The 10,960-nt window shown below is 71.2% G+C and carries 10 protein-coding genes; 2 read left to right on the top strand and 8 right to left on the bottom strand.

Annotated features, from left to right (window positions below):
• Positions 1-4: 4 nt before the first annotated feature.
• The 3 genes from pseI to AB0K03_RS10815 are packed head-to-tail and all read right to left on the bottom strand — an operon-like array spanning position 5 to position 2,557.
• Positions 5-1,045, bottom strand: a complete 1,041-nt coding sequence (gene pseI, locus AB0K03_RS10825) for a pseudaminic acid synthase (RefSeq protein ID WP_364682965.1) — start codon at positions 1,043-1,045, stop codon at positions 5-7.
• Positions 1,042-1,509 carry a GNAT family N-acetyltransferase gene (locus tag AB0K03_RS10820; protein WP_364682963.1) on the bottom strand — a complete coding sequence of 156 codons (468 nt, stop codon included), beginning with the start codon at positions 1,507-1,509 and terminating at the stop codon, positions 1,042-1,044. Before AB0K03_RS10820 ends, pseI begins: the two co-directional genes overlap by 4 nt.
• 4 nt (positions 1,510-1,513) lie before the next feature.
• Entirely contained in the window at positions 1,514-2,557 is a 1,044-nt protein-coding gene (locus AB0K03_RS10815) for a glycosyltransferase (RefSeq protein ID WP_364682961.1), read from the bottom strand.
• A gap of 148 nt (positions 2,558-2,705) precedes the next feature.
• Between AB0K03_RS10815 and AB0K03_RS10810 the strand changes: the two genes are divergently transcribed.
• The gene (locus AB0K03_RS10810) at positions 2,706-5,000 is read left to right on the top strand and encodes an EAL domain-containing protein (protein WP_364682960.1); all 2,295 of its coding nucleotides are present in this window, start codon (positions 2,706-2,708) and stop codon (positions 4,998-5,000) included.
• Positions 5,001-5,037: 37 nt separating this feature from the next.
• Entirely contained in the window at positions 5,038-5,211 is a 174-nt protein-coding gene (locus AB0K03_RS10805; RefSeq protein WP_364682958.1) for a CsbD family protein, read from the top strand.
• A gap of 55 nt (positions 5,212-5,266) precedes the next feature.
• Here AB0K03_RS10805 and AB0K03_RS10800 read toward each other — a convergent pair whose 3' ends face one another.
• From AB0K03_RS10800 to AB0K03_RS10780, 5 genes are all read right to left on the bottom strand, one after another.
• A complete protein-coding gene (locus AB0K03_RS10800) occupies positions 5,267-7,450 on the bottom strand; it encodes an MMPL family transporter (protein ID WP_364682956.1) in 2,184 nt (727 codons plus the stop codon).
• A gap of 87 nt (positions 7,451-7,537) precedes the next feature.
• The gene (locus AB0K03_RS10795) at positions 7,538-8,185 is read right to left on the bottom strand and encodes a response regulator transcription factor (RefSeq protein ID WP_364682954.1); all 648 of its coding nucleotides are present in this window, start codon (positions 8,183-8,185) and stop codon (positions 7,538-7,540) included.
• Positions 8,186-8,426: 241 nt separating this feature from the next.
• Positions 8,427-9,602, bottom strand: coding sequence for a UDP-N-acetylglucosamine--N-acetylmuramyl-(pentapeptide) pyrophosphoryl-undecaprenol N-acetylglucosamine transferase (locus AB0K03_RS10790; RefSeq protein WP_364682952.1), 1,176 nt, complete (start codon positions 9,600-9,602; stop codon positions 8,427-8,429).
• A 263-nt stretch (positions 9,603-9,865) separates the two neighbouring features.
• Positions 9,866-10,141 (bottom strand): hypothetical protein, encoded by a 276-nt coding sequence (locus tag AB0K03_RS10785; RefSeq protein WP_364682951.1) that lies wholly within the window; start codon positions 10,139-10,141, stop codon positions 9,866-9,868.
• Positions 10,142-10,194: 53 nt separating this feature from the next.
• A complete protein-coding gene (locus AB0K03_RS10780; protein ID WP_364682949.1) occupies positions 10,195-10,944 on the bottom strand; it encodes a hypothetical protein in 750 nt (249 codons plus the stop codon).
• Positions 10,945-10,960: the final 16 nt, after the last annotated feature.

Raw genomic sequence — 10,960 nt, 5'->3', positions numbered from 1 at the left:
CCTCTCAGATCAGGTCCCAGGACAGCGGCGTGCCCTTGGCCGCGTCCCGCTGGAAGGTGCGCCCGAGCACCAGGCCGATGGCGTCGGGGGCCAGGCCGCCGGTCGGGCGGATGGAGCGGACGTTCTCCTCGGTCACCGGGTCGCCCGCGCGGACGTCGGTCACCACGTACAGGGAGCGGCGGAACCGCAGCCCCTCCTTCTCCGCCTCGGTGGGGCCGATGGCGGTCGTGCCCAGCGCCTGCCAGGCCCGTTCGGACTCGACGACCAGCGCGGCCAGCTCCTGCGGCTCCAGCGAGAAGGCCGAGTCCACGCCGCCGTCGCCGCGGTCCAGCGTGACGTGCTTCTCGATCAGGCACGCGCCGAACGCCACGCTGGCCACCGGTACGCCGATGCCGAGCGTGTGGTCGCTGAGCCCGATCGGCACCCGGAACGTCTCGGCGAGCACGGGGATGCGCCGCAGGTTGGTGTGCTCGGGCGGGGCCGGGTACGACGCGGTGCAGGAGAGCACGACGATGTCCCGGCAGCCGGCGCCGCGGGCGGCGTCCACCGCGGCGGCGATCTCCTGCACACTCGCCATGCCGGTGGAGATGATCAACGGCTTGCCGGTGCTCGCGCAGAGCCGGATCAGCGGCAGGTCGGTGATCTCCGACGACGCGATCTTGTACATCGGGGCGTCGAGCTTCTCGAGCAGCTCCACCGCGGTGCGGTCGAACGGGCTGGAGAACGGGGTCAGCCCGCGCTCCCGGGCCCGGTCGAAGATCGCGTCGTGCCACTCCCAGGGCGTGTGCGCGCGCTCGTACAGCTGGTAGAGGTACTCGTCGCCCCACAGCTCGTGACCCTTGGAGATCTGGAAGCGCGGGTGCTTGACGTCCACGGTCATGGTGTCGGCCGTGTACGTCTGGATCTTGATGGCGTGGGCCCCGGCCTCGGCCGCCGCGTCCACCAGCGCCAGCGCGCGGTCGAGCGAGCCGTTGTGGTTGCCCGACATCTCGGCCACGATGTACGGCCGCCGCCCGGCGCCGATCTCCACGTCGTCGACGATCACTGCTCAGTTCCCCTCTCGGTCCACACCACGGTCTGCGGCGTGCCGTCGATCAGCCGTTCGTAACGCCGGGTCTCGACGAACCCGAAGCGCCGGTGCAGGGCGATCACCTGCTTGTTGGTGGCCAGCGTCTCGCCGCCCAGCCGGGTCAGGCCCAGCTCGCCGAACGCGTACCGGACCGCGGCCTGCTCCAGGCGCATCCAGGTCGGCAGGAGGTCCTTGCCGAGCCCGGCGACGTCCAGGTAGAAGCTCCAGCTCGGCGGGTCCTCGCGCAGGTCGAAGATGACGACGCCCTTGTCGTCGAAGATCAGGATGTGCCGCCGGGGGTCCGCGAGCGCGGCGTCCCACCACTTCGCGTGCTCCTGGTGCGTGATGACGTGCGTGGTCAGGCTGACCGCGCGGACGTCCGGGTGGTTACGCCAGGTGAGGACGGTGTCCCGGTCGGCATCGACGGCAGCTCGCAGCACCGCGTCACCGTAGGGAGGCTGCTTGAGCCCGCTGTGGCGTGGAGGCGAGGGCCGGGGAAACCACAGGTGACAGCTCGGGGTCGCGCCGGGTCATCCGGTACGCCTGCCGGAGCACGGCGTACAGCGGGTAGTTGTCCAGGCGCACCAGGCGGTGCTTGATCCCCGCGTCCCCGGGGTGGCCCGCGGGCAGGTGGCGGCGGTGGTGCGCGGCCAGCCGCTTGAAGAACGCCCGCCGCGCGCCCGGCTCCAGGCGCCCGTCGTTGCCGGCCACGACCAGCAGGTGGTTCACCATCAAGGTGAACAGCTGGTTACGCAGCCACGGCTCGGGGTTCCGGGCGTCCACCCAGGCGAGCATGCGGTCGTACTGGTCGAAGGCCTCGAAGTGGCGTTCACTGCGGGTAGCGGTGATCGCCCCGAGCCGGCCGATGCGGTAGTGGTAGCAGACCCGGTCGAGCACGGCGACGGTCCGCGCGCCGATGAGCACCGGGTTGCTGAACGGGACGTCCTCGTACCAGCCGGGGAGGAAGCGCAGATCCAGCTCGGCCAGCAGCCCGCGGCGCACGATCCGGTTCCACGCGGTGTGCTGCACCTTGATCAGGCTGGGCAGCCGGGGGTCCTTGAGCGCGGAGCTGCTCGCGTCGGGCTCCAGCCGGCCGTTCTCGTACACCCGCAGGTGGTCGACGAGCAGCACGTCGGGGCGCTCGGCGCGCAGCCGCTCCAGCACCGCCCGGACCGAGCCGGCCGGCAGCCAGTCGTCGCTGTCGACGAACCAGACGTACTCGCCGGTCGCCTCGGCCAGGCCGGCGTTGCGGGCCGGCCCCAGGCCGACGTTGCTGCTCAGGTGCACGACGCGCAGGTCGCCGTGGCGGGCCGCGTACGCGTCCAGCATGTCCCCGCAGCCGTCCGGCGAGGCGTCGTCGACCGCGATGACCTCGACGGAGGCCGACTCCTCGGCGGTCAGCCCGGCGCGGATCGACTCCAGGCACTGGTAGAGGTAGCCCTCGACCCCGTACACCGGGACGATCACCGACAGCAGCACGGCATTCATGCCCATCACGCTCGACGGCCAAGGTGACGAACGGCGAAACCGGGGTTGGCCGGGACACGTCCGGGGCGAGGCGAGCCGCAATTCCTCACGCGGGCCCTCCGGCGACCGATCTGTGCGGTACCGGACCTGACCGCTTGAAGGGGTGCACGTGACGACCGATCGCCTGTTGCGCGCATCCGGCGCCTGCGCGGGTCTCGCGGCGGCCTGGTTCCTCGTGTACTTCGTGCACCCGGTGGGCCCGCGCGTGCTGCTCTGGCTGCCGAGCGTCGTCGGCGGGGTCATCCTCTTCGTCGAGCTGGTCCGCACGGCCCGCACGGAGACCCTGCCGCTGCCCACCCGGCGGTTCTGGCGGCACGTGGCCGCCGCCCTGGTGTTCATCTGGGTGGGCATCTCGTCCCAAGCCGTCGACGTGCTCGCCGAGGCCGAGCCGCGCGGCGGGCAGACCGGGGCGGTCATGCTGGGCACGTGCGGGCTCGGCGTGCTGATCATCATGTACGCCCTGTTCCGCCTCCCCCTGGACCGCCAGTCGCCGGGAGAACTGGTACGCGTGGTGCTGGACGCGGCCACCGTGATGCTCGCGGCGGCGGTGTTCCTCTGGCACTTCAGCACCCAGCCGGCGCTGCGGCAGAACGACGGCACCCGTGTCTACCTGTCGCTGATGGTGACCGTCATCGCGATGCTCGCCGTGTTCGCCGTGGCGAAGTTCGTGGCCTCCAGCCATACGTACATCGCCAACTCGGCGCTACGGCTGCTGGGCGTCGCGATGTTCGTGGGGTCCGTGGCGCCGATGTCCCGGCCCACCTTCGAGGCCGTCGACGTCAATCTGTTCCCCGACATGGTCAGCACCCCGCTGATCTACTGGATCGCCGCGATCGCCGCCGCCCGGCAACGCAGCGCGGCCACCCGCCGGACCCGCGGCACGGTCGAGCCCCGGCGGCGGTCGTTCAGCCTGCTGCCGTACGCGGCGGTCGCCGGCGTCGACGGGCTGCTCGTGTGGGTCACCTGGACGCACAGCTCGGACACAGGGGTGGTGGTCGGCTCCGCGGTGCTGCTGACGGCGCTCGTCGTCCTCCGCCAGCTCATCGCGTTCCGCGACAACAGCCGGCTGCTGGCCCGCCTCGACCACAGCGCCACCCACGACGCCCTGACCGGGCTGGCGAACCGGGCGCTGTTCCAGACGCGGCTGCACAAGGCGCTGACCGCGCCCGGGGACCGGCCGGTGGCCGTGGCGCTCATCGACCTGGACGACTTCAAGGAGGTCAACGACACCCTCGGGCACGAGGTCGGCGATCTGCTGCTGACCGAGGTGGCACAGCGGCTGGCGGCGTGCGTACGGGCCGGCGACACGGTCGCGCGGCTGGGCGGCGACGAGTTCGTGGTGGTCCTCGACGACGCCGACCCGCACGCCGCTGACCTCGCCGCCGACCGCATGGTGCAGGCGCTGCACGAGCCCGTCCACGCCGGCGGCCACGAGCTGCCGATCCGAGCGAGCATCGGGATCGCCGACGGGCACACCGGCGACGACCAGTCCGTGCTGCTGCGCCGCGCCGACGTCGCCATGTACGCCGCCAAGAAGCTGACCGGGACGGCGTACCTGCACTACGTCCCCACGATGGCGACCGCGGGCGCGGACCACGCGCACCTCGGCGCCGAGCTGCGCGAGGCCATCGCAGACGATCAGCTGTTCCTGCTGTACCAGCCCATCGTGGCGCTCGACGACGGCCGGATCATGGGCGCGGAGGCGCTGGTCCGCTGGGCGCACCCGCTCCGCGGCGCGCTGGCCCCCGACTCGTTCATCCCGGTCGCCGAGCGCACCGGGCTGATCGTGCCGCTGGGCCGGTGGGTCATGCGGACGGCGTTCGCCCAGCTCGCCCGGTGGATGGCCGAGCACGGCGACGCGGCCCCCGGCGTCCTCAACGTCAACGTGTCGGCGCGTGACCTGCGCGAACCCGGCTTCGCCGACGAGGTGGCGGCCCTGCTCGCCGAATACGGCCTGCCCGCCGACCGCGTCGTCCTGGAGATCACCGAGACGATGGCGCTCGAGGGCGGCCAGCCGGTGGTCACCCTGCACCGGTTGCGGGCGCTGGGCGTGCGCATCTCGCTCGACGACTTCGGCACCGGCCACTCGACGCTCACCCTGCTGCACGACTGCCCGATCGACGAGATCAAGCTGGACCGCTCGTTCACCCAGTCGGAGATCGACGACCGGGTGCCGGTCTCGGCGGCGGTGATCCACCTCGCCCAGGCCCTCGGGCTGCACGCGGTGGCCGAGGGCGTGGAGACGGCCGACCAGGCGGAGCAGCTGCTGGCGCTCGGGTACATCGCGGCGCAGGGCTACCACTTCGCGCGGCCGATGCCGCCGGAGATGCTCGGCGAGCTGCTCGCGGCGGGCGGTTCGCTCACGCCGGCCCTTCCAGGGTTGCCGGTGGCCGGTCGCGGGTAGGAGAAGGTGCGTACGCACGCTTCCCTTGGAGGTTCGCATGGGCACCGACGACAAGATCGACAACAAGGCCGAGGAGCTCGGCGGCAAGGTCAAGGAGGGCGTCGGCCGGGCGACGGACGACGAGAAGCTCGAGGCCGAGGGCAAGACCGACCAGAGCTCCTCGAAGCTCAAGCAGGCCGGCGAGAACATCAAGGACGCGTTCAAGAGCTGAGCACGGCACCGACGACAGGGCGACCGCCGCGGCGGTCGCCCTGTGCTGTCCGGCGTCAGGCGACGGAGACCAGCTCCCGGTCCTCCTGCGTTTCCGGCGCCGCCGGGAGTTCGTGGGCGACCGTCGGCAGCCACCCGAGCCAGCGCGGCAGCCACCAGTTCCGCTCGCCGAGCAGCGCCATCACCGCCGGCAGCAGCACCGCCCGGATGATCGTGGCGTCGAGCAGGACCGCGGCGGCCAGCCCCACGCCCAGCTCCTTCGTCGAGACCAGCGGCAGCGTGGCGAACAGCGCGAACACCGCCACCATCACCACGGCCGCGCTGGTGATCACCCCGGCCGTGCCGCCGATCCCGCGGGCCACCGCCTCCCGCGTCGGCAGGCCGCGGTCGTGCCCCTCGCGGATGCGGCTCAGCACGAACACGTGGTAGTCCATCGACAGCCCGAACAGGATGATGAACAGGAACAGCGGCATCCAGTTCGTGATCCCGCCGGTCGCGGTGAAGTCCAGCTGCGACTCGAAGTGGCCGTACTGGAAGACCCAGACGAGCATGCCGTACGCCGCGGCGACCGACAGCAGGTTCAGCACCACCCCCGTGGCCGCCACCACGACCGAGCGGAACGAGACCAGCAGCAGCAGGAACGCCAGCCCCAGCACGAAGCCGAACACCCACGGCATCGAGGCGTCCAGCCGCTCGTTGAAGTCGACGTTGCCGGCCGTGTCACCGGTCACCGCCACCGTCGCGCCCGCCAGCTTCCCGAACGTCTGCGGCACGACGCTCTCCCGTAGCGTCCGCAGCGCCGCTTCCGACGTACGGTCGTTGCCCGTGCCGGCCAGGCCCACCGACACCACCGCGACCGTCCCGGCGGGGTTGACCCGCACCTCGACCGGCTCCCGCAGGCGTCCCGTCGCCGCGGCCGCCCGCTTGAACTCGGCCAGCCGGGCGCCGAACACCGCGCCGCGCACGGTCGGCGCCTGCACGACCACCTCGGCCGGCGAGGTCTCGGCCGGGAAGGCCGCGTTGATCCTGGTGTACGCCTGCACGATCGGCACGTTCGTCGACAGGTCCTCCAGCCCCTCGCCCTTCGTCCGCAGGTCCACCATCGGCGCGGCCAGCGTGGCCAGCGCCGCGACCGCGACCACCGCGGAGAGCAGCGGCTTGGCCAGCACGATCCGCAGCACGGCGTTCCACACCCGCCCGTCGGTGCGCCGCCGGTGGAGCCCCGGGATCCGCACGGCGTCGACCCGGTCGCCCAGCGCCGACAGCAACGCGGGCAGCACTGTCAGCGAGCCCAGCACCGCGGTCGAGACGACGAGGATCGTGCCCACCGCGAAGCTGGTGAACGTTGCGTCGTACGTGAAGAACATCCCGGCCATCGCCACGATCACCGTCAGGCCCGACACCCAGATCGAGCGTCCCGAAGTCTGCGCGGCGACGACGAGCGCCCGGTGCGGATCGGCGCCCTTGCGCCGCTCGTCGCGCTCCCGGCGGATGTAGAACAGGCAGTAGTCGACGCCCACCGCGAGGCCGACCAGCAGCATGACGTGCATCGTCGAGTCCGTCGTGGGCGCCAGCCGGCTCGCCCCCGCGAGCAAGCCGATGGCGGCGACGACGGCGGTGACGGCGAGCCCGACCGGCAGCAGCGCGGCGACGACCGCGCCGAAGGCCACCAGCAGGATGCCGAGCGTGATCGGGATGGACAGCAGCGACAACCGCGTCAGGCCCTCGTCCAGGGCGTCGCCGATGAGCTTGTCGCCGCTCGCGTCGCCCGCCTCGGCGACGTAGAGACCCGGATGCCTCGCCTGCACCCCGGCGACGGCGTCCAGCACCGGCTGCACGCGGTCCTTCGCGGTCTCCGGGTCACCCTTGATCGTGAACGGCACGAGCGTCGACCCGCCGTCCTCGGAGGTGAGCGCATCGGCGACCCCGTCGACCTCCGGCCGCGCCTTCAGCGTCCGCGTCACGTCGGCGACCGCCGCTTCGCGACCCGCTCCCTGGACGAGGACCATCTCGCCGGCGGGGCGTACGGGGAAGCCGGCCTGCTCGACGATCCGGTCCGCCCGGCCGGACTCGCCGTGCCCCATGTCGGCGGAGCCGGCCTCGCGGGTGCCGATCTGTCCACTCAGGATGGTGACGCCGACGACGAAGGCGATCCATCCGAGGATCGCCAGAGCGCGGTGCCGCGCACTCCAGACAGCGGCGCGGGCCGCTATTCCAGTGACGTTCTCCCTGTTCCTCATGGGTTTTGACGCTATGGATCAGCAAGCGACGAAACGAACCGGCCACCATCCCGGTCCGGGGTAGGGCTAACCCCACCAACCCGTTGCTCAGCCCTGCTGCAGGTAGGCCAGGACGGCCAGGACGCGGCGGTGTTGTTCGTCGTCCGGGGGGAGGTCGAGCTTCGTGAAGATGTTGCGCACGTGCTTCTCGACCGCGCCGTCGGTGACCACGATCTTGCGGGCGATCGCGGTGTTGGAGCGGCCCTCCGCCATCAGCCCGAGGACCTCGCGCTCGCGGGGGGTGAGGTTGCGCAGCGGGTCGTCGCGGCGGCGCCGGACCAGGAGCTGGCCGACCACCTCGGGGTCGAGGACCGTCGCGCCCGCGGCGACCCGGCGCAGCGCGTCGAGGAATTCGGCGACGTCGGAGACGCGGTCCTTGAGTAGGTAGCCGACCGCGCCGAGGCGATCGGCCAGGAGGTCGTCGGCGTACTCGACCTCGACGTACTGCGAGAGCACCAGGACCGGACTGCCGGGCACCCGGCCACGGGCCTCGACGGCGGCACGCAGGCCCTCGTCGGTGTGGGTGGGCGGCATGCGGACGTCCACGATGGACACATCCGGCTCGTGCCGGGCGATCGCCTCGACCAGCGACGGCCCGTCGCCGACCGCCGCGACGACGGTGCAGCCGTTCTCCTCGACGAGCCGGACCAGCCCCTCGCGCAGCAGCACGGCGTCGTCGGCTATCACCACCCGCATGGCGACGAGCCTAGCGGGCGGACCCGCAGCCAGAGGGGGCTAGCTGGCGATCTCCGCGACTGCGGTGGCTGTGAGGAGAGGGTAGCGGCGCCCTCGTGCGGGGCGGTGTCGCGACGCCGACAAGGTGACCTGGTCAGATGGTCACCGGCGGCAGCCCGTATCTGACGATCTTCTAACCACCGATGGCTCGGCGGCGCCTTCGGCTCTGCGCGTGACAGGCTCCATCGTCGTGGAAGCGGTGTCAGCGGCTGGCGTGGGCCGCGACCGCCAAAACCTCTGTGACGACCTGGGTGGCGGCGGTGGGTCGGCCGTGGGCTTTGGCTGCGGCGGCGAGCGCGGTGCGGCGGTGCGGTTCGGCCAGTAAGGAGCTGATCGCGTTGTGCAGATGTGCGGGGGTGGCTTGGGCGCCGTCGAGCATGATGGCGGCGTGTTGTTCGGCGAGATGGCGGGCGGTGATGCGTTGTTCGTCGCCGGCGGCGTGAGGGTAGGGGATGAGGATGCAGGCTTTGCCGAGGGCGGTGAGTTCGGCGACGGTTCCGGCGCCGCTGCGTGCGACGACGATGGTCGCTGCGGCGAGCAGGTCGGGCATTTCGTCGTGGATGAAGTCGACGATGTGGTAGCGATGTGCCAGATGGGGGGGTAGCGCCCGGGCGGTGTCTTGCATCTCGGCATGGCTGAGGCTGCCGCATTGATGAACGATCTGGCAGTGGGACAGGAGGTCGGGTAGAGCCGCGGCGAGCATCCGGTTGACTTGCTGGGCGCCGGATGCGCCGCCGGTCACGAGCACGAGCGGGACGGCCGGGTCAAGCTCGAAGGCGGCCAGCCCTCTCTCCGGGTTGCCGTGCAGGACCGCCGGCCGGATCGGGTTGCCAGTGACGACCGCCCGGCTCCGAGCCCGAGCTGGGAGGTGGTCGAGGGATGCTTCGTGGCTGAGCAGGATGCGGGTGGCGAACCGGGCGAGGATGCGGTTGGCCAGCCCGAGGATGAGGGTCTGCTCGTGTAGCAGGTAAGGCACACCGAAGAGCCGGGCGGCGAGCCCGATCGGGACGGAGACGTATCCGCCGGTGCTGAGCACCACCGCAGGCCGGGTACGAGCAACGGTGAACGCGGCTTGGGCGACGCCCAGGGGGATGCGGAAGGCGTCGACGAGGTTGCGGAGCACGTCGCGAGGGTTGAGCGAGCGCCGCAGTTTGCCGGTGGTGATTGCTTTGAAGGGAATGTGGTGGCGCTGGGAGACGGCGGCCTCGAGGCCGTGGGCGACGCCGACCCACAGCAGTTCGGGCGCGGCGCCGGCTTCGGCGAGCCGGGCCTGAAGGGCGGTGACCGCGGTGAGGGCGCAGTACGTGTGTCCGCCGGTACCGCCCCCGGTGACGATCATGCGCAGGGCATGGAGGCGTTGCGCGCTGTGAAGGGACATGCCTGGCCACTCCGAGAGGGATTGCGAGGGCTTACCGGATGAGTTGGGGCAGTTTAGCGACCTCGTTGTGCCGGGAACGCCTGATCGTGGAGTAGGGAAATGTCAAGGTGCTAGGCCGCGCCGACATCGACAAGGGCCACGGATGCGGCGAAATCGGCAGCCGCCTTTCCCCAAGGGTCGGGCACGTCGGCGCCGGTGAGATAGGTGCGGATCTTGGGCTGGCTGGCCGGTGCGGCGCGCAGCTGGAGCTGTTCGGCGACCGCCTAATCCATGGCCAGGATCAAGTCCGCCCAGCCGAGCAGGTCTGCGGTGAGCTGGACGCCACGGTCGTCCGTAAGGTCGTAGCCGATCTCGCGGGCCGCGGCGACCATCAGTGGATGGGCGGGCCGGTCGACGTGTTGGGGGGCCTGCCCAGCCGAGTGCACCTCGACGGCGCTCCCGCCGCGGCGGGCCAGGACGGCCGCGGCGAGCGGGCTGCGGCAGTGGTTGCCGAGGCAGACGACCAGGATCCTGCGGGCGGCAGACGTGGTGGACGGCATGGAGCGTGCTGCTTCCCGGTGCACGGCATTGGCGGCGGTGCGAGCCGCCCGGGTCAGAGGCATGCGAGGTAGCGGCGCAGCCGATCGGCCAACTGGTTCGCGGTGTACGGCTCCTTCAGCAGCCGGTAGCCCTCACCGTGGCGAGCCTGCTCGGTGTAGACGTCCGAGCCGTCGCGTTGCAGCGTCCCGGTGAGGACCAGCGTGGCGACCGGCTGGTCGGTCTTGATCGGCGCGATGCGGTGCAGCTCGTTGAGGTCGTAGCTGTAGTACATGGTCGCGGGGAAGCAGCCGTCGAAGGTGATGACCAGATTGACCGTGTCGGCATGGTTACCGGCGCAGGCGCCGGTGTCGCCGTAGCGGTACGGGTAGTGAAAGAAGGGTGTGCCTTTGCCGGACGGACGGTAGGTCCTGAAGTGCAGGGCGCCGGACAGCACACGGGAGGCGAAGCTCCAGGCGTGGTTATGGACGTCCTCGGTGACCAGTTGGGTCTCGGGCCACCAGATGTGAAGCCGGACGCGGTGGCTGGGCAGGCTGTTCTCCAGCACGATGGAGTCGAACCCGTTCGGGTGGGCAAAGGACTGTGCGGCAATCTCGGCCAGGTGTCCGCGGTCGCTGAGGATGCGCCGGATGGTCTCCGCGGTCCAGCTGGCGGTGTCCGGTCGGGCGACGAACTCGCGCATGGCCGCCAGCTGCAGGGCCGGTTGCGGGCGGAGGTGGTTCAGCTGAGCTGACAGCTCGGTGGCAAGCACTTTGGCGGTCGTGGGCCGCAGGGGCGCGATGCTGTGCTGCAATTCAGGACGCATGACGAGGAGATCCTTT

Source organism: Actinoplanes sp. NPDC049316, assembly GCF_040677315.1.
Taxonomy (GTDB): domain Bacteria; phylum Actinomycetota; class Actinomycetes; order Mycobacteriales; family Micromonosporaceae; genus Actinoplanes.
The sequence above is the reverse complement of the archived record's forward strand: the minus strand, read 5'-3'. Positions and strand labels throughout refer to the sequence as shown.